The organism is Sphingomonas ginsenosidimutans (genome assembly GCF_002374835.1).
Lineage (GTDB): Bacteria > Pseudomonadota > Alphaproteobacteria > Sphingomonadales > Sphingomonadaceae > Sphingomonas > Sphingomonas ginsenosidimutans.
Genome location: NZ_NWVD01000011.1, coordinates 14251 through 39171, shown reverse-complemented (window position 1 = coordinate 39171; position 24921 = coordinate 14251). Strand labels below are relative to the sequence as shown.

Here is a 24921-nt window from a genome sequence, read left to right as displayed (position 1 = left end):
AGACCTGGTGCGGCAAAGGGCACTATCCTCACGAGGGGGCGTCGGTTACGGTTTGTCGATCGGACAAGAACAGGGGCGATCGATGAGGTTGAGGTGGCATGTGGCCGCGGCGGTGGGCGCGCTCGCGCTCGCGCCGGGCCTGTCGGGTGATGCCGTCGCACGGACGCGCGCGGCGACGTCTGTTCCGGGGGCGGCAACGGCGGCGGCGCCCGCGTTTCAGGTGCCGATCACCTATTACGCGCTGCCCAACGGGCTGAAGGTGGTGATGACCCGCGACGCTACGGTGCCGCTGGTCACGGTGTCCGTCTATTACGGCATCGGCTTTCGCGTCGAACCGCGCGACAAGACCGGCTTCGCGCATCTGTTCGAACATCTGATGTTCCAAGGCTCGGCGAATGCGCCCAAGGGCGTGTTCGACAAGACGGTCACCAATTCGGGCGGGATCAACAACGGATCGACCCGGTTCGATTTCACCAATTACTATGAAACCGTTCCGGCGGGTGCGCTGGGACGGATGCTGTGGCTCGACGCCGATCGCATGGCGCGCCCGGTCATCAATGACGCGGTGTTGAAGAATCAGCAGGGCGTCGTCGGCAACGAGGTGAAGGGCAACGTCCTCAATCAGCCCTATGGCGGCTGGCCCTGGATCGACCTGCCGATGCTGGCCAATACCAACTGGTATAATGCGCACAATTTCTATGGCGATCTGAAGGAGATCGAGGCGGCAACCGTCGCCGATGCCGAGACGTTCCGTCGGACCTTCTACAGCCCTAATAATGCGGTGCTCGTGATCGCGGGCGATTTCGACGAGGCCGCTGCCAGGGCGATGGTCGCGCGCTACTTCGGGCCGATTCCCCGCGGCCCGGCCGTGACATTGCCCGACCTGTCGGAGCCGCGCCAGACCGCGCCGCGCGTCAAGACACGGGTCGATCCGCTGGCGCCCAAGCCGGGTTATGCGATCGGCTATCACGTGCCCGACCGCGGCACGCCCGAATGGTATGCGATGGGCCTGCTGGACCAGATCCTGGTGCAGGGCGAGGACAGCCGCCTGTACCGCAAGCTGGTAAAGGAACGGCAGATCACCGGCGACCTGGCCGGCGGGATCAATGACGGCTTGGGCAACATGTTCAACTATCGCGGGCCGATGCTGTGGGACGTCTATTTCACGCATGACGCCGCGCGCGGCCGTGCCGAGATCGATAGTGCGATCGACGCGGTGATCGAGGATGTGCGCAACCGTCCGGTCAGCGAGGCCGAACTGGCGCGCGCGCGGACGAAGCTGCGTTCCAGCCTGTACGACAGTTTCAACGATCCCACCCGCATGGGGCTGGTCGATCTGCTGGCGGTCTATGCCCTGTTCGACGATGATCCCGCTAAAGTGAACACGCTGCAGGCCGGCTTCGATGCGGTCACCCCCGCGCTGATCCAGAAGGTGGCGCGCGACTATCTGCGGCCGGAGGCGCGATCGACCTATCTGATCGAGGCCGGGCTGAAGCATGAAGGAGCCGCGAAGTGATGCGCCCGACCCTTGCCGCGGTGCTGCTGCCCGCCGCCGTCCTCGTCGCCACATCGGTGCCGCTGTACGCACAGGATACGCCCCCGCCGCCACCGATCGACCCGCTCAAGCCGTTCCAGCTGCCGCGCAGCGAAACCTATGCGCTGCCCAACGGCATGAAGGTGACGCTGCTCCCCTATGGCACCACGCCCAAGGTAACGGTCGACCTGCGCGTATTCGCCGGCACGCTGAACGAGACGGGGGCGCCATGGGCGGCGCAGATGACGGCGGAGATGCTGAAGGAGGGCGCCGGCGGTCTGACGTCGGATCAGATCGCCGACCGCGCAGCGGACATGGGCGGGCGGATCAGCGTCGGCGCCGGCGCGCAGATGACCTCGGTCAGCACCGACGTCCTGTCCGAAAAGGCCGCCGATGCGGTCGCACTGATCGGCACCATCGCGACGCGCCCGGCCTTCCCGGCGGCGGAATGGGCGCGGGTCAAGGCCAATGACGCGCGTGCGCTGGCGGTGTCGCTGGCGCAGGCGCCGGTGCAGGCCAATATCGTCCTGGCGCGCGCTTATTATGGCGACGCGCATCCGTACGGTACGCCGATGCCGACCGCGGCGCAGCTGGACGGTTATGGGCTGGATACGGTCAAAAGCTTCTATGCCGCAAACTACGGCGCACGGCGGGCGCATCTGTATGTCGCCGGTCGCTTCAATGCCGCTGCCGTAAAGACGGCGGTCGCGCGCGCGTTTGGCGGCTGGGCCACCGGGCCGGAGCGTTTGAGCCGTCCGGCCGCGCCGAAACCGAAAATGCAGGTGCTGCTGGTCGATCGCCCCGGCGCGCCGCAAACCACAATCCGTATTGCCTATCCGCAATCGCTGGCGGGCAGTGCCGGGGAGCCGGCGCAGCGGGTCGGGGATTCGCTCTATTCGGGTTCGTTCAGCTCGCGGCTGACCCGCAACCTGCGCGAGGACAAGGGCTATACCTACTCACCCTATTCGCGGGTCGGCTACAACCCGGGCGACGCGCGGTACGTGTGGAACGCCGACATCACCACCGCGCAGACCGGCGCGGCGATGCGCGAGGTGTTCGACGAACTGCGCCGCTTGCAGACGACGGCGCCCGACGCCGAGGAGACCGAGGGGCAGAAGACCTATGTCTCCGGCATTTTCGTATTCCGTAACGCGACGCCGCAATCGGTGGTCGGCACGCTCGCGAGCGCGGAGAATCTGGGCCTGCCCGACAGCTGGATCAGCGGCTACATCCCCACCACCCAGGCGGTCACCGCAGGACAGGTGCAGGATTGGGCAAAGGGGCTGCGCGCAGATCGCATGACGCTGATCCTGATCGGCGACCTGAAGACCGTGGTCCCACAGTTGCAGACGCTGCCCGAACTGGGGAGCGCGGGCCTTCGCACGGTGCCGGCGCCACAATAGCCGTGCCAGCGAGGACCGGGGGAACGCATCCGCTTGACCGCTAGGCAAACGCCTCCACCACGCGCACGTCATGGTCCGCGCAAGCGCGGCGCAGCCGGTCGTCGGTCAGGCGGTCGGTGACCAGCCAGTCGATCATGTCCAGCCGGCCGATGCGCAGCGGGGCAGGGCGGCCGATCTTGCCGCTGTCGGCGACCAGGATCACTTGTCGCGCATTGCGCACGATCGTCTGGGTCACCTGCACCTCGTCCGCGGCGAAATCGAGCAGGCTGCCATCGGGATCGATCGCCGAGGCGCCGATCAACGCCACGTCGACCTTGAACGCATCGATGAACGACATCGCCAGCGGACCGACCACCGCGCGATCGCCGCGCCGTACCTTTCCGCCAACGACCACGACATCGATCGAATCGCGCCCGTCCAGCATGTCGACGACGTTGAGATTGTTCGAAATCACCATCAGGTCGCGGTGCCCGGGGAGGTTCGCCGCCACCGCCTCCGTGGTGGTGCCAATGTTGATGAACAGCGACGCGCCATCGGGGATCAGTCGCGCCGCCGCCGCGCCGATCGCCGCCTTCGCCGTGGCGGCGACGTCGCGGCGGGCGGCATAGTCGATGTTGTCGACGCCCGACGTGACGATCGCGCCGCCATGCACCCGCGACAGCAGCGACCGGCGTGCCATGTCGTTCAGATCGCGGCGGATCGTCTGCGGCGTCACCGCCAGCCGCGCGGCCAGATCCTCTACGGTGACGCGGCCGGCGTGCCGCGCCAGCGACAGGATCTCGCGGTGGCGCTCGTCGCTCATGCGCGCGCCGCCAGCCACGCGGCCAGCCGATCGGCGGTGCCGGGCGGCACATGCAGCCCCAGCTTACTGCGGCGGTACAGGATGTCCTCGACGCTGGTCGCCCATTCCTGATCGACCAGATAGGCGATCTCGCGCTCATGAAGCCCGCCGCCCAGATCCTCGCCAAGGTCGGCGGGCATGCGCGCGTCGCCCAACAGGCGGTCGATGCGGGTGCCGTAAGCGCGTGCGAGCCGGTGGAGCAGCATGCGCGGCATATCCGGCAGCTGCTTGGCGAGGGCGTCGAACCAGCGGTCGAAATCGGCGTCCGGCACGTCCCCGCCGGGCAACACCGCACCTGCGGTCCACGCACCCGACGCCTGCGGGAAGAAGCGCGCCAGTTCGCCCAGCGCATGTTCGGCCAGCTTGCGATAGGTGGTGATCTTCCCCCCGAAGACGCTGAGCATCGGGGCATTTTCGTTGGCGCCTGCCGGTCCGGTGTCGAGATCGAGGACATAGTCGCGCGTCACCGCCGAGGCGTTCGCGGCCTTGTCGTCATACAGCGGCCGGATTCCGGAATAGGTCCAGGCGATATCCTCCCGCCCCGGCGCGTGGTCGAAATAGCGTGCCACCGTCCCCAGCAGGTAATCGACCTCCTCCGGCGAAATCTCCGCGCGGACCGGCGCGCCGTGCCACGCCTCGTCGGTGGTGCCGATCAGCGTGAACTTGCCTTCATAGGGAATGGCGAAGACGATGCGCCGGTCCGGGTTCTGCAGCATGAAGGCATGGTCGCCGTCGTACAGCCGCGGCACGACGATATGGCTGCCCTTGACCAGCCGCACGCCGCGATCGTCGCGCGCGTGCGGGACGCGGCCCAGCACATCCGCCACCCAAGGCCCCGCAGCATTGACGAGCGCGCGGGCGGTCATCGTGCGGCGGCCGCCGGCGTCCTCGATCGTCGCACGCCAGCCGCCGCCGGTGCGCTCGGCATCGACCAGCCGGGTGTGCGTCATGATCGCCGCGCCGCGATCCGCGGCATCGCGGGCGTTGAGGACGACCAGCCGGCTGTCCTCCACCCAGCAATCGGAATAGACGAAGGCGCGGCCGTCGTCCTTCAGCCCGGCACCGCGAGCATCGCCGCCCAGCCGGATCGTCTCGGTCGCGGGCAGCTTCTCGCGCCCGCCGAGGTGGTCGTAGAGGAACAGCCCGGCCCGCACCATCCACGCCGGGCGCGGCGAATTCGTCTGCGGCAGGACGAAGCGCAGCGGCCAGATGATATGCGGCGCCATCGCCCACAACCGCTCGCGCTCGATCAGCGCCTCGCGCACCAGCCGCACCTCGCCATATTCCAGGTAGCGCAAGCCGCCATGGATCAGCTTGGTCGACGCGGACGAGGTGTGGCTGGCCAGATCATCCTGCTCGACCAGCGCCACCGACAGGCCCCGGCCAGCCGCATCGCGGGCGATCCCCGTGCCGTTGATCCCGCCGCCGACGATCAACAGGTCAACGTCCTGCGCGTGCTGTTCCATTCCGTTCGTTCCTGCCGCCCACTGATCACCGTCAATATGGAACCGAACAAACGAACTTTCAAACGAAAGTGTTGACGTTCGCCTGATGCGCGCGGACAAGCGGGATGACGAGGGATGAAGGAGAGGCGCGGTGGCTGAAACGACGGGCACGCACGTGCTGGCGATAGATCAGGGGACGACATCGACCCGCGCGATCGTGTTCGATGCGAACGCGCGCCCGGTCGCCACCGCACAGACCGAATTCGCGCAACATTATCCGCAGGGCGGCTGGGTGGAGCACGATCCGGAAGACATCTGGCGCGACACGCTGTCCGTGACGCGCGCGGCGATCGCCGACAGCGGCGTCGGCGCGGCCGGCATCGCCGGAATCGGCATCACCAACCAGCGCGAGACGGTAGTGGTCTGGGACCGCGCGACCGGCGTGCCGATCCACCGCGCGATCGTCTGGCAGGATCGCCGCACCGCCGGCTGGTGCGCCGAACTGAAGGCGGCCGGGCACGAACCGATGGTGCGCGCCAAGACCGGGCTGCTGATCGACCCCTATTTCTCCGCGACCAAGCTCAGCTGGATCCTGGATCACGTCGACGGCGCGCGCGAGCGGGCGGAGCGCGGCGAACTGGCGTTCGGGACGATCGATTGTTTCCTGCTGTGGCGGCTGACCGGCGGCGCGGCGCATGCTACCGACGTCACCAACGCTGGCCGCACGTTGCTCTACGATATCCGCAGGCAGCGCTGGGACGAGGAGTTGTGTGCTCTCTTTCGCGTGCCGATGGCGCTGCTGCCGGAGGTGCACGACAATTCCCATCTGTTCGGCCACACCGCCGACGGCCTGTTCGACGCCGCGATCCCGATCGCGGGCATGGCGGGTGACCAGCAGGCCGCGCTGTTCGGTCAGGCGTGCTTCGCGCGCGGGATGGCCAAGTCGACCTACGGAACCGGCTGCTTCATGCTGCTGAACACGGGAGAGGAAGCGGTGCGGTCCGAGCATCGCTTGCTCACCACGCCCGCCTATCGGCTCGGCGGGCGGATGACCTATGCGCTGGAAGGGTCGATCTTCGTCGCGGGCGCCGCGATCAAATGGCTGCGCGACGGCATCGGCGTCATCACCCATGCCAGCGAAACCAACGATCTGGCGACGACCGTCCCCGACAGTCATGGCGTTTACATGGTGCCGGCGTTCGTCGGGCTGGGGGCGCCGCACTGGGACCCGGATGCGCGCGGCGCGATCTTCGGCCTGACGCTGGGCGCGACTCAGGCACATCTGGCGCGCGCCGCGCTGGAGGCGGTCGGATATCAGACGATGGATCTGACCGATGCGATGATCGCCGATTGCGGCCGCGCGCCGGAAACGATCCGCGTCGATGGCGGCATGGCCGCCAACGACTGGCTGTGCCAGTTCCTCGCCGATCTGCTCGACGTACCGGTCGAACGTCCCGCCCATCTGGAGACGACCGCGCTGGGCGCTGCCTTTCACGCCGGGCTGGCGACCGGGGTGTGGAAGGATCTGGACGCGCTGGCCGCGACCTGGGCGCGGGCCGATTGTTTCGAGCCGGCGATGGCCGCGGACCATCGTGACGCGCTGGTTGCCGGGTGGCATGACGCCGTGGGCAAGACGCTGACCCCTGCGGCGCGGCGCATCGCCTGAGACGCGCGGAAAACGAGACAAGCCAAAAAAAAGCCGGGGCGAACCCCGGCGTGGAAAGTTTTTAGGAGAGGATGCCTGAAAGGCCCGTTCTTTTTGCGGTGCAGCACTGCTGTACGCAAGTGCAATGCGCTCAAGCCTAGTTGCAGTTAATGCAATCATACCAGATCGCGCGATCTTCAAGGATCGTTGCCGCCGACACCTCGGCCCCATTGGTGAAGGTGAACCGGTCGTCCGGCTTGGCGATATAGCCGTGCAGTCTCACCGCGCAGCGCAACGTCTCGTTGCCGTGTCGCCGTTCGAAAGCCAGCAGGTGGTCGAAACCGAGGCCGGTCGCCACGGCGGGGGCATAATCTCCCTGTTCGAACAGCGCGGGATGGGCGCGCCGCAGCGCCAGCAGATCGGTGATAAGGCGCATCTTCGGCGGCAGCTCGTCGCCGTCGAGCAACCCGGCCCGGTGCGTGAAATCGACCGGGCGGCGATTATCGGGATCGACGAGGCTGAGATCGATCAGTTCGGTGCCCTGATAGCAATCGGGGACCCCCGGAAGCGTCATCCGCAACAGCAGCTGAACCAGCGCGTTGTCGAGCGCGGCCGGGGCGATCCGCGCCACCATCGCGCCCATCTCGGTGACGAATGCGGGATCGTCCAGCAGCGTATCGACCAAGGCGGCGGCGTCCGCCTCATAGCCCTCGTCAGGCCCCTCCCATGACGATCGCAGCTTCGCCTCGCGCAGCGCCTTTCGCTGCCATGCCTTGATCCGTTCCGCGAACTCGTCGTCCGGCCCCTGTTCCGGCCAGGCGCCCAGCAGCGATTGAAACAGCATATAGCGGTCGGCGGGGTGGACGGGGGCATCGGCGCTGCGCCGCATCCAGCGGTCCGCCTGCTCAGCCCATGCATCGGGCATCGCGCTGAGCACCGCCAGCCGCGCGCGCGCATCCTCGCCGCGCTTGTGGTCATGGGTGGCGGTGGTCAGCATCGCGTGCGGCACGGCCGTCGCGCGCTGCCGCGTCAGATCGTGGAAGGTGTCGGGATGCACGCCCAGCAGTTCCGCATCCGCGCCAACGTCGTTGCGCGACAGCAACCGGCCATAGCGGTAGAAGGCGGTATCCTCGACCGCCTTGGCCGCGATCGGCGCCGAGAGTTGCTGGAACCGTCGCACTGCGTCACCTGCTTCGACGGCATGCGGGCCGGTGCCGGCCAGCCAGTCCAGAACCATGTCGACCACCGCGGTCTCGCCCGGCGGGATCAGCGGCGCCACCTGCTCCCGCGCGACGCGGCGGATGGTCTCATCCGATGCCGGAGCGGCCTGGCCTGTGCCATAGGTGCGATAGACGGGAAACACCCACAGCAACCGCTCGATCGCGCGGCGCAGCATCGCCGTGGTGATGCCGTCGGGGGCGATCGCGGAAAAGGCGGCGACGCAGCGATCCAGCTGCCCCGCGAACTGCCACGCCAGCAGGTCCTGCCGCGCGACGAATTCCTCAGGCGCGAAGTCCGCGCTTTCGCCGGTCAGCCGCGACCATGTTCGCTCCAGTGCGTCCACACCCGCGCGGTCATGGATCAGCAGCGATACCTGCTCCATGAAGTCGTAGCCGCTGGTCCCGTCCAGCCCCCAGTCCGCGCCCGGTTGCGGATCGGCGGGGGCCAGGATCTTCTCGACCAATATCCACGCCGCGTCGCCCAGCCGTTCGCGCAGCGTCCGGCAATAGCCGATCGGATCAGCCAGCCCGTCGACATGGTCGACGCGCACGCCGTCGATCAGGCGTTCCCCGATCAGCCGGATGTAGAGCGCGTGCGTTGCGTCGAACACCGCCGGGTCCTCGATCCGCACGCCGGCCAGGTCGTTGATCGTAAAGAAGCGCCGCCAGTTCAGCTCGTCATTGGCGACCCGCCACCATGCAAGGCGGTAATGCTGCCGGGCGAGCAGGTCGGGCAGGGGCAGGTCGGGCGCCGTCGCCTGATCCTCGTCGCGGATCGGAAAGCGATGCTCGCCATAGGCCACGACCGACCATCGATCGCCATCGCGCTCCACCGCCAGGTCGCCGTTCGCCAGCGCCTCCGACAGGGGCGCACCCAGCACGGGCAGCACGATCGGCCCGTCCCAGTCGATGTCGAAGGTTGCGGCATAGGCGCTGTCGCGGCCCGCGCGCAGCACGTCGTTCCACCACGGATTGGCGCCGCCCGCCACGCCCATGTGATTGGGAACGATATCCAGGATTACGCCCATATCGCGCGCACGCAGCGCGGCCACCAGCGAACGGAAGCGCTCTTCCCCGCCCAGTGCGGGGGAGATGCGCGTCGGGTCGGCCACGTCGTAGAAGTGGGTCGAGCCGGGCGCGGCGACGGTGATCGGGGAGGCGTAAATGTGGCTGATGCCGAGCCGGTCGAGATACGGAACGATCGCCTCCGCATCGGCGAAGGTGAAGCCCTCGTGGAATTGCAGTCGATAGGTCGCGCGCGGGATCATGCGGAGGCCTTTCCTGGGCGCCGTGCGGTGAGGAGAGCGGTACGTCGCGCGACCGGTCGTCGCGCCAGCAACACGTCGGTCGCCGCGGGCAGGCGTCGCCGCCAGTTGGGATGTTCGTCGATCGTGCCGGGCAGGTTGGGTTGCTCCTCCATCGCCAGCAGATCCTCCATCGGGAAGATCGCCAGTGCCCCCGGTGCCGCGGCGACATGCGCGAGGATCGCATCGACGGGCGCCTCGGCCGGGGGGGCGCCGGTGCCGTCGATCGCACGCCACAGCGCGGTACGTTCCTCGTCGCGATGCGCGCGATCGACCGTCGCGCCCAGCTTCTCGCGCCAGTCGAGATCGCGGCCCTTCCACCAGCCGGCGATCGTGGGGGTATCGTGCGTGCCCGTCATCGCCACCGCCGCCTCGTCCCATTGCGCGGGCGGGGTGAAGCCGCCGTCGTGGTCGCGCTCGAACGGCAGCACGCGCATCCCCAGCATGCACCGCGCCGCCAGCGTGTCGCGAAAGCCGGGCGGCACGGTCCCCAGATCCTCGGCGATAACGATCGCGCCGGCGCGCTGCGCCTCGATCGACAGGATGCGGCGCAGGTGATCGCCGGGCATCGTCAGGTACGCGCCCTGATCGGCGCTTGCGCCCTCCGGGATCACCCAAAGCCGCTCCAATCCCAGCGCGTGATCGACGCGCAGCCCGCCCGCATGGGCGAACGCCGCGCGCAGCGTCGCGATGAACGGGGCGAATCCGGTACGTTCCAGCGCGAAAGGGTCGAGCGTGGTGATCCCCCAATTCTGCCCGGCCGGTCCCAGCGGATCGGGCGGCGCGCCGACGCTGAGGCCGGTCAGCACCTCGCCAGGCGCGCTCCACGCATGGCTGCCGTCGGGCGCCATGCCGACCGCCAGGTCCGCGACCAGCCCCACCGGCATGGTGCCGCCGGCCACGCGCTGCGCCTGCGCCAGCGTCAGGTCGGTCAGCCATTGCAGGAACGCGAAGAAGGCGATGTCGCCCTCGGCCTCCGCGGCGAAGCGCAGCACCGTCTCGCCATGCGCGTCGTGCACGTCCGCTGACCAGTCGCGCCAGCCGTTGCCGCCGAGCCGGCCGTGGAGCGCATCGAACCGCGCGTGGTGCTCCAGCGCCGCGCCCTTCTGCCGGCGGTATGCCTGTGCTGCCGCTCGTGCGGCCTCTCCCGCGGCATTATAGGCACCGCGCAGCGCCGCCATCCGTGCCGGGATCGCCCCTTGCCAGTCGATCATCGCTGCGGCCGGGGCGGGGGGAAGCGGCAGGTCGATCAGCCCAGGATCGGCGAGTATGACGTTGTGGAACAGCCGGCTCGACGGCGCATAGGGGCTGAATCGCGCGGGGGCGGACGGGAACAGCGCATGCGTCGGGCTGATCGCGACCGCCGATGCATGCGCACGCGCCATCGCCGCCACGCTTTCTGCCAGCGTGCCGGCATCGCCGAACGGCCGCTCGGCCCGGCCGCGCAGCGCCGGGATCTGCACCGCCAGGCCCCAGCCGCGCGGCGGCGGTTCCGGGCAGCGGCGCGGGGCGAGCGCCAGCTGGAAGCGCCGGCCCGCCACCTCGACGTGATGATAGCCCACCTTGTCGAGCGGCGGCAGTCGCCGCGCCTCGTCCAGCGGGAAGGCCGCGCCGCTGCCGTCGTCGAACGTCACCTGCGCGGTGCCGGCGCATCCGGGCGGCAGGACCACGCGCGTTCCGGCATCGCCCGACAGGAACGGTTCGGCGGCGGGGGTGGGGTCCAGCCGGTCGCCGATCGCGCGCAGCACTTCCTCCTCGACACGCTGCGCCCGGCCGTCGGCATCCACCCAGTCGCGTTGCAGCCCCACCGCGCCGGTCATCGCGCGATCCACGCGACGAAGCGCGTGCTGTCGGTGACGATAACCCCCGGCGGCGTGGGCAGCGGGGCGGGCGCGTCGCCCAGGTCGATCGCAAAGCCCAGCGTGCTGCCGTCCGCCAACCGCCAGCGCGCGGTCACCGCCGCATCACCGGTGGCGACCGCATTCAGCGCGGTCGCGCCGGCCAGGTGCGGAACGATCAGGGTATGCCGCAGCGCAAGCAGGTGTCGATAAAAGGTCCTCCAGTCGTCCGCCGCAAGCCCCGGTACAGTGCGCGAGGCATCGAACGTGGCGACCGCATTCGGATCGGGGATGGCGGCGCGCGCGTCGGGGTCCGCGAAGGCTGCGAACTTCGCGAACTCCCGCCGCCGCCCTTCGCGCACCGCATCGGCAAGTTCGTCATGGAAATCGGTGAAGAACAGGAACGGCGTCTCGCTGCCCTGTTCCTCACCCATGAACAGCATCGGGATTTGCGGCGACAGCAGCAGCAGCGCGGTCGCCGCCCGCAGCCGTGCCGGATCGGTCAGCGCGATCAGCCGTTCGCCAAGCGCGCGGTTGCCGACCTGGTCGTGATTCTGGAGGAAGGCGACGAACGCGGTCGGGGGCAGGTGCGCGCTGGGCGTGCCGCGCGGCGCGCCGTCGTGGTTGGGTGACGGCTCGCCCTGATAGATGAACCCTTGCGAGAGGCAGCGCGCCAGCCGTTCCGCCGGACGATCCGCGAAATCGGCATAATAGGAATCACGCTCGCCGGTGAGCAGGACGTGGAGGACGTTGTGAAAATCGTCGTTCCACTGCGCATCGTAGCCGCCGCGCGCCAGCCGCGCGGCATCATTCTCTTCGTTTTCGAGCACCAGATGGACGTGTCGCTCCGGCAGCGCGTGGCGGATTTCGCGCGCCATCCGGTCCAGGAAAGCGGGGTTGCGGATCGCGTGAACCGCATCGAACCGCAGCCCGTCGATGCCATACTCGCGCAGCCACATCAGCGCATTGTCGATAAAGAAGCGCGCGACCGCTTCCTCCGCCACCGCCACCGCGCCGCCCCACGGCGTATCGACGGCGGCGTCGAAGAAGCGCGCGGCGTAGAGGTTCAGGTAATTCCCGTCCGGTCCGAAATGGTTGTAAACGACGTCAAGAAAGACCGAGATGCCATGCCCGTGCGCGGTGTCGACCAGTGCGCGCAAATCGTCAGGCGAGCCGTAATCCTCCTGGACCGCATAGGGCAGCACGCCGTCATAGCCCCAGCCGCGTGTGCCGCCGAACGCGCCGACCGGCATCAGTTCGATCGCGGTGATGCCAAGCTGCGCCAGCGACGCCAATTGTGTCGCGATCCCGGCGAACCCGCCCATCGTTCCGGGGTGCAGCTCTATCAGCACGGTTTCGTGCCACGGTCGCCCGCGCCAGTCGCCGTTCCGCCAGTCGAACGCGGTGTCGGTGACGACGCTCCACCCATGGACGCCGCCGGATTGCCGGCGCGATGCAGGATCGGGCACCTCCGTATCGCCGATGCGGAACCGGTAGCGCGTACCGGGCGGGGCATGGGCCTCGGCGGCCATCCAGCCATCGCCGGTGGCAGTCATCGCGACCGGGGCGGTGCCCTCCACCTCCAGCATGACGACATCGGCATCCGGCGCCCACAGGACGAAGCGGGTGGTCCCGTCCGGGCCCGGTCGCGGTCCCCAAGCCGTCATTCGAACGCGCTCCGCCACGTCACCAGCACCGCGCCCTGCGGCGCGACCTCGTAGCTGTCGTCGATCGCGATCTCACCCTGATCGGGATGCGCGCTGTCGATCAATACGGTGCGGCTGGCGTGCGGTGGCGGCAGCATGAAGGTGACCGGATCGCCGCTGGCGTTGAGCAGCAGCGACACCGCCTCCACCTGGCCATCGTCGGTGCGGATCGCGCGGCGCATCATCAGTGCACGCCCGTCGGGATTGTCCCAGTCCTCCGCCGACAATTGCTGCCCACGCTCGTCCCACCATTCGACATCGTTGATGCCGTGCCCGGGCGAATCCTGCCCGTACAGGAACGTCGCGGCATGAAGCACCGGATAGCGCCGGCGCAACTCCGCCAGCCGTGCGACATAGTCGACCTGCGCCTGACCCTCCGGCGTGGCGGCGGCGTTCCAGTCAAGCCAGCTGATCTCATTGTCCTGGCAATAGGCGTTGTTGTTGCCCTGTTGCGTGCGCGCGAATTCGTCGCCCGCAACCATCATCGGCGTGCCCAGCGACGTCATCAGCGTCGTCAGCATCGAGCGCATGACCCGCCCGCGCGCATCGTTGATCGCGGGGTCGTCGGTCGGCCCCTCCGCGCCCCAGTTGCGGGAGGCGTTGTGAGAATGGCCGTCGCGATTGTCCTCGCCGTTTGCCTCGTTGTGGCGCTCCTCGTACATCACCGTATCGGCCAGAGTGAAGCCGTCGTGAGCCGCCAGCAGGTTGACGCTGGCCCAGGGGCGCCGCGCGCGGCGATCGAACAGGTCGCCCGACCCGGCCAGCCGCGCCGCCAGATCGCCGCGCTTGCCCGGCTCGCCGCGCCAATATTCGCGCACGGTGTCGCGATACTTGTCGTTCCATTCGGCAAAGCCCGGCGGGAAATTGCCCAGCTGGTAGCCGCCCGGTCCGACGTCCCACGGCTCCGCGATCAGCTTCAGCCGGCCCAGCACGGGGTCCTGCCGCAGCACGTCGAAGAACGCCGCGCCCGGATCGAACCCGCTGTCCTCGCGCCCCAGCGTCAGGCCAAGGTCGAAGCGGAAGCCATCGATGCCGAAACTGTTCGCCCAGTACCGCAGCGAATCCGCCACCATCTGGATCACGCGCGCCTTCGTCATGTTCAGCGTGTTGCCAGTGCCGGTGTCGTTGATCGTGTAGCGCGGGTTGTCCGCGACCAGCCGATAGTAACTGGCATTGTCCAGCCCGCGCCACGACAGCGTCGGGCCGCGTTCCGACCCCTCGCACGTGTGGTTGTAGACGACGTCGAGGATGACCTCGATCCCGGCCTTGTGCAGGCGGTGGACCGCGCGGCGCAGTTCGTCCTGATGCGCCGACGACATATACCCCTGTTCGGGGGCGAAGAAGCCGAGGGTGTTATAGCCCCAATAGTTGCGCAGCCCCTTTTCCTGGAGGAAGCGGTCCTGCGTGAAGGCGTGGATCGGCAGCAGTTCGATCGCGGTGACGCCGATCCGCTTCAGGTGGCGGATCACCGCGGGATGGCCGAGCGCCGCATAGGTGCCGCGTTCGCGCGCCGGCACCTCGTCCATCAGTTTCGTCAGCCCCTTGACGTGCGCTTCGTAGATGACGGTTTCCGACCAGGGCGTGTTCGGACGGGTATCGCGCGACCAGTCCCAATGATCGTCGACCACCACCGCCTTGGGCATCGCCGGCGCGCTGTCGCGCTTGTCGAACGACAGATCCTCCTTTCGCGACCCGATGCGATAGCCGTGAAGCGCGTCGGTCCACTTGATCTGCCCCTGCAGCTTGCGCGCATAGGGATCGAGCAACAGCTTGTTCGGATTGAAACGATGCCCGGCCTCCGGCTCGTACCGGCCATGCGCGCGAAAGCCGTAGGTGAGGCCGGGGCCGACATCGGGCAGATAGCCGTGCCACACCTCGTCGGTGCATTCCGGTAGCGGCAATCGGCCCAGTTCGCGACGCCCGCCGGGATCGAAGATGCACAAGTCGATCCCATCCGCATTGGCGGAAAAGACCGCGAAATTGACCCCCTCACCATCGAAGGTCGCGCCAAGCGGATAGGGCGAGCCCGGCTGCAGCCGGTCCGGCAGTGTGTCCAACGATCCGAACCCCTTTTTATGCTTCGCAGGCGCACAACTCGCCATCGCGCGGTTCGTCGCACCCGGTAAGAAAATTCACCCGCGGGTTGCGCTGGATCATCCCGGGACGCGGACGGGCGGGGCGCGCTAGCCGGGGGCTTGCGGCGTCGGTGGCAGCGGCTCGCCCGGTGTGCGGATCAGTTCCATCCGTTGCGGCACGGTGCCCAGTTCGATCCCGTCCTCGCGGAAACGCCGCAGGATCACCGTGAACAGCTGGCTGCGCGTGCGATAGGCGGCACGCGGGCTGGCGACATGTGCGAAGCAGTTGAAGAAGACGCGCCCGTCGACGATCGAATCGATGAACACCGCCGGGGCGGGATCGTCCAGTACCGCCTCCTCCGCAGCGAAGGCGCCGGCAATGATGTCCCGTGCGGCATCGGCGTCGGCCTCGATCGGGATCGAGAACTGGATCTGGATTCGCCCCAGCGGGCTGGCCAGCGTCTTGTTGTGGACGGTTTTGGTGATCAGCTCGGAATTGGGGACGATCAGCGTCGAATGATCCGGCAGCTCGATCTCGGTCGAGCGAACGCTGATCCGTTTCACGTCGCCCTCGTCGGCGCCGATGCGTACCAGATCGCCGATCTTGATCGGCCGCTCCGCCAGCAGGATCAGCCCCGACACGAAGTTCGAGGTGATCGCCTGCAGGCCGAAGCCGATGCCCACAGACAGCGCCGACAACAGCAGCGCGATCCGCTCCACCCCGATCCCCAGCGACGCGAGCGCCCAGATCACCGCGAGGGCGACGCCGACGTAGCGCGCGACCAGGCTGATTGAATTGCGCCCCGATCCGTCCAGGTCGGTCGCCGGCAGGAACTTGCCCTCCAGCCAGCGCATGAACGCGCGCAGCAGCGTCAGGCCGATGAACAGCACCGCCAACCCGCGCAGGATCGCGCCGGGCGAGATGAAGATCCCGCCGACCGTCACCCCCGATGCGAACGTCGCGAGGCGGCCGAACATCGATCCGACCCCGTCGCCCGCGCCGAACGGGAAGAACAGCAGGCCCAGCGCCGCGATCGCCAGCATCACGCGCACGATGCCCGACAGCAGCACGCCGAACTGGTCGATCAACGTGCCGCGCACGCCCAGCGCCCGCGACAGGATGCGCCCTGCCGGGCTGTCGCGGGTGAAGACCGTTACCGCGATATCGTCCACCGCGGCCATCAGCAGATAGACCGCGCTTCCCAGGATGACCGCCCATGCCGCCAGCTGGACGACGAACAGTGCGAAGCCGAGATAGCCGATCAACAGTGCGATCAGCGCCGTCGCCACCATGCCCCATGCGACGACGGAAGCCGCGCCCAGCCCGGCGCGGGCGGGGGTTTCCGCATCGCCGTCCGCACGAGCCGCACGCAGGCGCGCCACCGCGACCAGGGCGCCGACGATCATCGCCAGGTGCAGCAACACCTCCGCCACCTGCGTCGCGCTGACCGCGGCGCCGCTGATCCCGGTGGCGGTGATCACCGCCTGCGTCAGGATCGAGAAGGCGACGAGCGCGGCCAGCGGCCAGCTGAACGGGCGCAGGTGATGCGCGACATCGTCGGCGATCGGCGCGACCCGCCACGTCGGCTGGTGCCGCATCAGCAGCGCGCCGGTGGTGGACGCGGCGAAGCCGGCGAATGATGCCGCCCCGACCAGCGCATCGAACAGCGTGTCCCAGCCCTGGGGCTGAAGCCCGGACCAGCGCAGCCCGGCCACCAATGCCCCGGTCGCCAGCAACGGCGCCAGCGTGCCGACCAGGATGCGCCAGATCGCATTCGCGGATCGCCGGACGCGGTGCCCCGGTGCGCCGTCGATCAGCAGCCGCAGCGCCAGTCGCTGCGCGGCCAGCCGGCCCGGCAGCATGATCGCGACCGCCGCCGCCAGCCCGAGCAGCGCCGCCCATGGCGGCGCGCCGCGGCGCCCCTGTGCGACGCTGTCGGCGCCATGCGCCACCAGCATCGCGATGCGCCGCGTGTCGCGCGGTGCGGCGCTGAGCACCGCCGACCAGAAGGCGGGGGTGACGGGGGAGGCAACGCGCGTCGAAATCATCTGCCCGAATTGCTCGGCCTGGCTTTGCGTGATTTCGTCGGCCAGCTGGTCGGCTTCCACACCCAGCAGCCGTCCGCGCTTGACCGCCGAATCGAGCAGGTTGCGCTGTTCCTTCAGCCGCGCGCGCTCAGCGCGGATATCCGCCGCCTCGCCCGCAGCGGGGGAGGTGCCGAGCTGCGCCAGCCGTGCGTCGATGAGCGCGAGCTGTTGCGACAATTGGCCGGCCGCAGCCAGCGCCGCGCCGCGCGCCGTGGTTGCGGTATCGCGCAGGTCGGCGCGCTGGTCCGGGGTGATCCGGCCGTCCAGCGCGCGGTCGACCGAACGCAGGTCGCTTTCGGCCTGTGCCAGTTGCGCGGTGGCGGTATCGACCGGGGATGGCTGCGCCAGGCCCGTTCCCGGTGCCAGCAGCGCCGCCGCCGCCAGCATCGCGCCCCATCGTGCCACCCGCATCATCATCGCATCGCGCCCGCTGCATCGCGTCATGGCGCGCGTCGATAGAACAACCGTTGCGCAAAGGCCATGATCGGACGTACCCGGCTGCCGAAACCGGCCGGCGGAGGTTCGTGCGAAACATGCCTTCGATGACCCATCTCGCCGCAGAGGGGCGGATGCTGGCCTATTCGTCCGGCAATTTCGGCAAGGCGTTGGTGTTCAGCGGCGCTGACCTGACGATCCTGTTCCTGCTGACCGACGTGCTGGGCCTGAGCGGGGCGCGGGCGGCGGGGCTGATGCTGTTCGCGGTGATGGGCGACCTGGTCTTCGATCTGGCGGCGGCGCGCATGGTCCTTCGCGGACGTGCGGCGGGGCGCGGCTATCGCTGGATGGTGGCGCTGGCGGCGGTTCCATGCGGGGCGGCGTTCGCGCTGATCTACGCGATGCCTGCGCTGGGCCTCCATTGGCCGTGGATGCTGGCGGCGGCGATCCTGATATTCCGCGGCGCCTATGCCGTCGTCGATGTGCCGCACAATGCGCTGATGGCGCGGGTCAGCCGCGACAGCCGGGCACGGGGCCGCGTGTCGGGATACCGGCTGTTCTTCAGTACCGCCAGCGCGCTGCTGATCGCCGCCGTCCTGACACCGACCGTGCAGCAGGCCGGACGTGCCGGGCAGTTCGATGCGCTGGCCGTCACCGGGATCGCGGTCGGCGCCGCCTTTGCCGTGACCATGCTGCTGTGCGTCTGGGCGTCGGGCAGGCGCGACGGCGGCGGCGGCGCCGATGCATTGCGCGGTGACCGGATCGCGGTTCCGCTGCGCGATCCGATGGTGCTGGGGATGGGGGCGCTGGCGCTGCTGACGGGTTTTGCGATGCCGTGTTTCGGGCGGATGCTGATCTATCTGGGCGGCTATGTCGTGGGCCGACCGGCGTCGGTCCCCGCGCTGCTGGGCGCGATGACCGCGGGGCAGTTCGTCGGCGTGATCGCCTTCACCGCGCTGTCGCATCGCTTCGACAAGGCCCGGCTGCTCGTCGTGGGCCATGCGGTCAGCGCCGGCGGGCTGCTCTGCTTCGCGCTCAGCCTGGCGTGGCCGCCGGGCCAATTGGCGAGCGCGGCGCTCGCCGGCGTCGGCTTTGCCAGCGTGTTCATGCTGCCTTGGGGGTTGCTGGCCGACGCGGTCGATGTGGTCGAATGGCGCCACGACCGCCGGTTCGAAACCGGGCTGTTCGCCTTCTATCTGGTACTGGTGAAGGCGAGCGGTGCCGCCTCCACCGCGATGATCGGCTGGGTGCTGTACCGCATCGGCTACGTACCTGACACGGTCCAGCCGCCGGTCGTGCGGGCGGCAATGGTCGCCCTTGGCCTGGGGGTGCCGATGGCCGGCGCGATGCTGGCGATCTGGCTGCTGCGCCACTTCACGCTGGGTCACGCCCGTCACGCGCGCCTGCTGAGCGCGCTGGCGCGGCGTCAGGCGGGGGCCGATCCGGTTTCCGGGTTGAAGCGCGGGTTGGACGGGTCGAGCGGGGAGGGGGATACCTTGGCCGGCGGCACCGCGCTTTCCGCCCAGGCGCGGCACAGCATGTCGCGCAGCATCGCCGCGCCCGCCGCCGCCCGCTCATAGACCAGTGCGCGCACGTCCTTGTCGTTCGCGTTGGCGAAGCCGTCGCGCTTTTCCAGTTGGTAGACCCGCTCCAGCCGGTCGCCGGACGTGTCGAGGAAGGCCAGCACCGCATCGAACATGTCGCCCTGCCGATGCGCCGGCGCACCGATCCGCGGCGCGATGTCCGCGGTGGTCAGTCCGATCGCATCCACGAAGCGGCTTTCGAACCGGCCGTGGATGCTGCGGTCGCGGGTGTAGCCATGGGGATTGGGGCCGCGCCAGCCATCCGAATGGATCGAAACATGCAGCGGCTGTGATCCGTCGCCGATGTAATGGCCGAGAAGGATCGCCTCGAACGCGCATTGCTGCTCCGGCACGGAGGCGTCGCCGCCGCTCGCCTGTGCCGCGCGGACGGCGCGCATGCACACGATCATCCGCTGATAGGCCTCGATCGCGGCATAAGGCAGCGTACCGGTCCAGCGGACGTTGGTGCGCGCGGCGGTGGCGGGATCCTTGTCCTTGATCGCCAGATACCGCTTGTAGAGTGCGAGGACGAATTCGTGGCGCGATCGCGGGATCGGTTTCACGAAGGCGAATTGTTCGTGGAACCAGCCGTGGTTGGGATCCTCCGCGATCTTCGAGAAACCCTCCGCATCGTCGCGCCACGTATCCGGCAGCGAGGCCGAGTCCGCGATATAGTCGACATGGCGCCGCAGGAAGACCGGGCCGTCGTCCGGGATGCTGTCGATCGCCGCGCGGTCGATCACGGCATGTCCCCGGACTCCCCAGGCGTGGGCGGTGGCGGGGATGACCGTAACGGCCAGGGCAACGGCAAGCGCGATGCGGCGCATGGCGGGTCCTTTCAGGGATCGAGAGGGTCGCGCGGGTCTACGCGATCGGCGGCACGTGCCGGGCGGAACACCAGTTCGGTGGGCGACACGCGCCGGACGATACGGCCGGGCTGATAGCCCAGTTCCGCTGCGTTGCGTTCGGTGAAGCGCGCGCTCTCGATATAGCTGCTTTGCAGCGGGTTGCAGATGATGATCGTCTCGCCGTCCGCCGGCGCGCCCATCTGCGTGAGCAGGCGACTGGCGTTGCGCAGGTTGGTGGTCGTGTGCCGGGCATAGGGTTCGCCGACGATCGCGTCGGGGGGGATGCGATAGCGTTCGATCAGCGCCTTGCGCATCTCGTCCGCCTCGGTGAACGGTGTCCCGCGCGGGTGGGCGCGCCCGCCGCTGACGATGATGAACGCGACGTCCCCTTGCGCAAACCGCTGCGCGGCGAGGCGCAGGTGGTATTTGCCGAACGGGCTGAGCGGTTCGCCCTCGATCTCCGGTCCGACGCCGGTCACGATCATCGCGCCGTAACGATAGCGCCGCCAGTCGAGCGTCTTCGCGCGCGTCATCGCCGCCGCATTGGCGCCGCCCGACAACGGCTCATGCCCGATCGCATCGGTACGATCGCTGACGTCGAGCAGCGCGAGCGCATAGTCGATGCTGGGATCGAACGCCTGCGTCGACCCGGCGCGGGGCGTGTCGGCCAGCCAGTCGGCAGCCTGAAGGCGGGCCTGACGATCCTGCGGTGACAGCGTGCCGGGGCCGTCGATCGCGGTGGCGGGCGGGGCGCCCAGCGCGTAGGTGCGCACGATCACGTTGATACCGGCGATCTCTCGATCGGCCTGTGCGGCGAGGCCGTCGTCGGCGGCGACCAGCGGCGTGGCCGCGGCGGCGGCGCGCCGCACCGCTGCTGCTTCCTGGTCGGTCCAGATCAGCGCCTGCGCGCGGCAGGTAAGGTCGGCGCCGCACGCCGCCCGGCGCGCGCGCCGGGTGCGCAGGATGGCCTGCATCCCCGGCGCCGTCGCCAGCCGCTCCAGCGCCACCGGGTCGCGTCCGGCCGCATCCAGCAGCGGGAACAGCCGCGTGGACAGCGCCGCCAGCTGGCCGTCACCCACCGGCCCCGCCGAAGCGGGGCCGGCCAGCACGGCCAAAGCGGCCATGGCCGCGCAGAGCAATGCCCGCATCACCAGCTGCGGCTGACGATGAGACGGAAGTTGCGGCCGAACAGCGGGCGGCCGTAGATCGCCTCCGACGTCCCCTGACCCGCGAACTGATCGGTGCGGGTATTGCCCTCCGTCAGGCCATGGGCGTTGAACAGATTGTCGCCCACCACCTGCAGATGCCACGGCCCGCGATCGACCGACACGCCGGCGCCGGTGGTCTGGTACCCCGGCATCGCGGTGCGATTGAACAGGTCGACGTAGCGCCGGCCGACCCATTCGTAGCGGCCGAACACCGACACCCGCTGTTCGCCCAGGTTGAAATCGAAGCTGGGGCGCAGGTTGCCGAAGAACTTCGCCTCGCGGATGATCTGCTTGCCGTTCACCGCGGCCGGATCGGCACCCGAGGTGTTCTGGAGGTTGGCATATTCCGGATCCTGCCACGTCACCGACCCGGTGATCGAGAACCAGCGCGCCGGCGCGACGCGACCGTCCACCTCGACACCCTTGACCGACGCCTCGCCGATGAACGGCAGCACCTGGTCGTTGCGGCCGGTCAATGGGTTGAACGCCGCGAACGAGGCGTTGAACGGGTTGAACTTGGTGTAGAAGCCGGTGGCGTAGAGGTAGTGCGGTCCGAAGCTGGCCTTCAGGCCGATCTCATACTGGCGCGCCTTGGTCTTGACGATCGTCGCGTTGATGCCGGTCACGACGCCCAGCTGCGGCGGCACCTCCAGGTTCGAGATGCGTCCGTACGCCCCGAAATTGTTGCTCAGGTCGTAGTTGACGCCGACCGTCCAGTTGGTCGCGTTCGGCTTCAGACGCTGGTCCAGCACCTGGCCGGTGAAGGCGCGGGTGGTATCGTCCGCCAGCGTCGTCGCGTCGCCCAGATTGACCTGCGTGGTCGGCAGCGCGATGCCCTTGTAGCTGTACCGTTCGGTGCGGATGCCCGCGTCGACGCGCAGGCCGTCGGTCACGTCCCAGGTGTCGTTGGCGTAGAAGGCGATCATCTGCGCATCGCCCTCACCTTGGTTGAGGGTGGTCGTATAGCGCAGCACGCCGTTCTGCGTCACCGATCCCAGAACCTGGCCGGTCGCCGAATAGGCGACCAGGTCAAGCGTGCGCGGCTGGCTGCGCACCTCGATCAGCATGTCCTGATACGCCTGACGCAACGTGTTGCCGTAGAAGGCGCCGTACATGCCCACGCGCACGTCATGGTTGCCGATCCCGGTCTCGAACTTGCGCGTGACGCTCAGATCGCCCTGCACCGAATAGAAGTCCGATTCCGATGCGCGATACTGGCCGGACATGACCAGCCCCGAGGCGGTCGAGGGATCGTAGACCGACGCGCCGTTGGTGCCCGCGAAGGCATAGCCCAGCCGCGCGACATTGGCGCCGAAGGCGGTGCGCGCGGCGGTCAGGTAATTGGCGGCGAAGGTGTTGGCGTCGGCGGGATTGGTGGTCGAGTAGAAGGCGTCGAAGCTCGACTTGCCTTTCGTCCCGCCCAGCTTGGCGGCGACCTCCCACCCGTCGAAATCGGCGTCATAGTCGATCGCGGCGTTGTAGAAGCGCATGTGGCGCCCGTTCGACAGGTCGCGCTGCATGGTCTGCAACGCGCCGGCGCCATCGCGATACTTGATGTTGACGTTGCGCAGCGACGGCGAGTTCAGCGTGCCGGTGAAATAGTCGATGTACGGGTCGAGCGACACCGCCGGATTGCGCGGATCGTTGGTCGGGATCGGCAAGTAGAACAGGTTGTGGTCGTTGACATACTCGACCGACACCTTGACCGAGCCGTTGCTCAGGTCGCGCTTCAGGTTGGCACGGATCTGCCCGCCCTTGTCGCTGGGGAACCCGGCGTAGCGATAGCCATCATGCTGGCGCAGGAACCCGCCGATCGCGAAATAGGTGTTGTCGCCGACCGGACCCGACTGCATCGCGTCGAGCCGGTAGAGGCCGGTGTCGCCCAGCGTCACCTGCGCCTTGCCGCGCGCCTGCGGGCCGCCGGTCACGGTGATGTTATTGGCGATCGCCGCCGCGCTGCTGGCGTAGATCGGGGCCGGACCGCCGCGGACGATCTCGACCCGCTCGGTCATCAGGTCGTAGCGGTTCATCCCTTCGCCGGAATTGAAGAAGACGCCGTCGATCTCATGATACAGCGGCAGGCCGTCCTGCTGGAAAATCAGGTAGCCGCGATCGGTGGGTATGCCGCGCACGCGGGTGATGTTCTGCACCTCGCCGCCGGTCGCCTCCACCTGGATGCCGGGAACGGTGCCCAGCAGGTCGGCGTAGCTTTTGGGGGCGATCTTCTGCACGTCGGTCTGGGTCAGCGAGTTGACCGCATAGGACACGTCGAAGCGGCGTTGCGCGCGTGCCGAACCGGTGACGATGATGTCGCCCTCTGCCAGCGCATCAGCGCTGGCGGCCTCCTCTGTCGTCGCGGTCGCTGTCGCAGTGCCGCCGCTCGCCGGCGTGCCGGCGGTTTGCGCAGCGGCCGGGAGGGCCAGCATGGCCAGCGCCGCGACGGCGCAGCCGGCGGCGAGTTGGTACTTCTTCATCGGAATATTCCCCCTGGAGACCCTGTGTGTCGCCGGCGCGGATGGTGGGCGCGCGTGACGGAATTATTTATTCCGGCGAAAATTAATCGCGAAAGGCGGGGACGGCTGGTATCGGCGCCTTGCCATGAGACGCGCCGAACAGATACTGCTGGACGAGGAGAAGCGGCTGTTGTGGCAGCTGCGGACCGGCGGGGCGCAGTCACGCTCCGCGCTCGCCCACACGTTGCGGCTGAGCAACGCGGCGGTATCGCGGCTGACCCAGGCGTTGCTGGCGCAGGGGCTGATCGAGGAACTGCCGTCGGAGGCTCTGGCGGGGCGGGGGCGGCCCACCATACCGCTGCGCATCTCACCGGCGGGCGGATATGCGATCGGGCTGGCGCTGTATGCCGGCATCCTGGAGATCGCGGTGGTCGATTATGCTGGCGGCGTCATCGCGCTGACCTCCGAGACGATCGAATTGACCGATCCGCCGGGCTTCGCGCGGCACATCGACCGCCGGATCCATCAACTGGCGCTGGAACATCGGCTGCTTGGTGGGCACCTCTACGGGGTTGGCTTCGCGGCGCCGGGGCCGGCGCTGTCGCGTGACGGAAACCGCTGGCACATCGTGCGCAACCTGCCGGGGTGGAAGGACGCGCCGTTGCGCGACATTTTCCAGGATGCGCTCCACCAGCCGGTATGGATCGAGAATGACGCCACGGCCGCCGCGCTGGCCGAATATTATCTTGGCGGGCTGATCCGGCGCTGCACCACCGCCGTCGTCATCCTGCTGGGGCATGGCGTGGGCGCGGGGATCATCCACGAAGGACGGCTGATGCGCGGCGAATCGGGGAGTGCGGGGGAGATCGGCATGTTCTATCCCGGCGATCGCCCGCGTCCCACAACGCTTGACCTGATCGCGACGCTGCAGGCGGCGGGATGCGATGTCCGGTCGCTCGCCGACTTCGCCACGGCGATCCCCGGCTACGAAGCGGTGATCGAACGCTGGCTTGATCGCGCCGCCGACCAGTTGCTGATGACCATCAATTCCGCGCTGGCCTGGCTGGAACCCGGCGCGATCCGCCTGATGTCGCCGCTGCCGGCGGCGATCATGAACGGGCTGGCGGAACGGCTCAACCGGCGTGCGATCATCTGGGGCGATCACACCGCCGAAAGCGAGACCGGTCGCTGCGCGATCGAGATTTCGCAGCTGGGCGGCGCGGGCTCGGCGCTGGGCGCGGCCTTGCTGCCGATCCACTCATCCATCATGCGAAGCTGACCGGGCCGGCGGCGGC

14 protein-coding genes and 1 pseudogene are annotated in these 24921 nt (G+C 68.6%); 5 read left to right on the top strand and 10 right to left on the bottom strand.

Translation table 11 applies throughout. The annotated features are described in order from the left end of the window. Positions 1-82 precede the first annotated feature (82 nt). Positions 83-1516: a M16 family metallopeptidase gene (locus tag COA17_RS16455; RefSeq protein ID WP_096613862.1), complete on the top strand. Its 1434-nt coding sequence runs from the start codon at positions 83-85 to the stop codon at positions 1514-1516. Continuing rightward, positions 1516-2937 carry a M16 family metallopeptidase gene (locus COA17_RS16450; RefSeq protein ID WP_096613860.1) on the top strand — a complete coding sequence of 474 codons (1422 nt, stop codon included), beginning with the start codon at positions 1516-1518 and terminating at the stop codon, positions 2935-2937. The genes COA17_RS16455 and COA17_RS16450 overlap by 1 nt, the downstream gene beginning before the upstream one ends. A gap of 40 nt (positions 2938-2977) precedes the next feature. On the opposite strand, the gene COA17_RS16445 is transcribed toward COA17_RS16450, so the two are convergent. After that, positions 2978-3739, bottom strand: coding sequence for a DeoR/GlpR family DNA-binding transcription regulator (locus COA17_RS16445; RefSeq protein WP_096613919.1), 762 nt, complete (start codon positions 3737-3739; stop codon positions 2978-2980). Beyond that, positions 3736-5244 (bottom strand): glycerol-3-phosphate dehydrogenase, encoded by a 1509-nt coding sequence (locus tag COA17_RS16440; RefSeq protein WP_096613858.1) that lies wholly within the window; start codon positions 5242-5244, stop codon positions 3736-3738. The genes COA17_RS16445 and COA17_RS16440 overlap by 4 nt, the downstream gene beginning before the upstream one ends. 130 nt (positions 5245-5374) lie before the next feature. On the opposite strand from COA17_RS16440, the gene glpK reads away from it, so the two are divergent. After that, positions 5375-6889, top strand: coding sequence for a glycerol kinase GlpK (glpK, locus tag COA17_RS16435; protein WP_096613856.1), 1515 nt, complete (start codon positions 5375-5377; stop codon positions 6887-6889). A gap of 136 nt (positions 6890-7025) precedes the next feature. Here glpK and treY read toward each other — a convergent pair whose 3' ends face one another. The 5 genes from treY to COA17_RS16410 all read right to left on the bottom strand — a co-directional run bounded on the left by treY (position 7026) and on the right by COA17_RS16410 (position 17543). Further along, positions 7026-9356: a malto-oligosyltrehalose synthase gene (gene treY / locus COA17_RS16430; RefSeq protein WP_096613854.1), complete on the bottom strand. Its 2331-nt coding sequence runs from the start codon at positions 9354-9356 to the stop codon at positions 7026-7028. Beyond that, entirely contained in the window at positions 9353-11212 is a 1860-nt protein-coding gene (malQ, locus tag COA17_RS16425; protein ID WP_096613917.1) for a 4-alpha-glucanotransferase, read from the bottom strand. Before malQ ends, treY begins: the two co-directional genes overlap by 4 nt. Further along, entirely contained in the window at positions 11209-12897 is a 1689-nt protein-coding gene (gene treZ / locus COA17_RS16420) for a malto-oligosyltrehalose trehalohydrolase (RefSeq protein ID WP_096613852.1), read from the bottom strand. Before treZ ends, malQ begins: the two co-directional genes overlap by 4 nt. Further along, positions 12894-14993 carry a glycogen debranching protein GlgX gene (gene glgX, locus COA17_RS16415; protein ID WP_245857883.1) on the bottom strand — a complete coding sequence of 700 codons (2100 nt, stop codon included), beginning with the start codon at positions 14991-14993 and terminating at the stop codon, positions 12894-12896. The genes treZ and glgX overlap by 4 nt, the downstream gene beginning before the upstream one ends. Before the next feature lie 126 nt (positions 14994-15119). After that, a complete protein-coding gene (locus COA17_RS16410; protein WP_245857881.1) occupies positions 15120-17543 on the bottom strand; it encodes a DUF3772 domain-containing protein in 2424 nt (807 codons plus the stop codon). Between COA17_RS16410 and COA17_RS16405 the strand changes: the two are divergent. After that, positions 17435-18904: pseudogene (locus COA17_RS16405) on the top strand (MFS transporter); the annotation flags it as partial. The gene COA17_RS16410 and the pseudogene COA17_RS16405 sit on opposite strands and share 109 nt — an antisense overlap. 56 nt (positions 18905-18960) lie before the next feature. Here the strand turns inward: COA17_RS16405 and COA17_RS19935 are convergent. The 3 genes from COA17_RS19935 to COA17_RS16395 are packed head-to-tail and all read right to left on the bottom strand — an operon-like array spanning position 18961 to position 23647. Beyond that, positions 18961-19944, bottom strand: a complete 984-nt coding sequence (locus COA17_RS19935) for a phospholipase C/P1 nuclease family protein (RefSeq protein WP_245857879.1) — start codon at positions 19942-19944, stop codon at positions 18961-18963. 11 nt (positions 19945-19955) lie between these two features. Then, positions 19956-21089, bottom strand: coding sequence for a YdcF family protein (locus tag COA17_RS16400; RefSeq protein ID WP_281253335.1), 1134 nt, complete (start codon positions 21087-21089; stop codon positions 19956-19958). Between the two features lie 23 nt (positions 21090-21112). Next, positions 21113-23647, bottom strand: coding sequence for a TonB-dependent receptor (locus COA17_RS16395; protein ID WP_096613845.1), 2535 nt, complete (start codon positions 23645-23647; stop codon positions 21113-21115). Between the two features lie 124 nt (positions 23648-23771). Here COA17_RS16395 and COA17_RS16390 point away from each other — a divergent pair, with 124 nt between their 5' ends. Then, complete coding sequence (locus tag COA17_RS16390) at positions 23772-24905, top strand: ROK family transcriptional regulator (protein WP_096613843.1); 1134 nt, start codon at positions 23772-23774, stop codon at positions 24903-24905. Positions 24906-24921 lie beyond the last annotated feature (16 nt).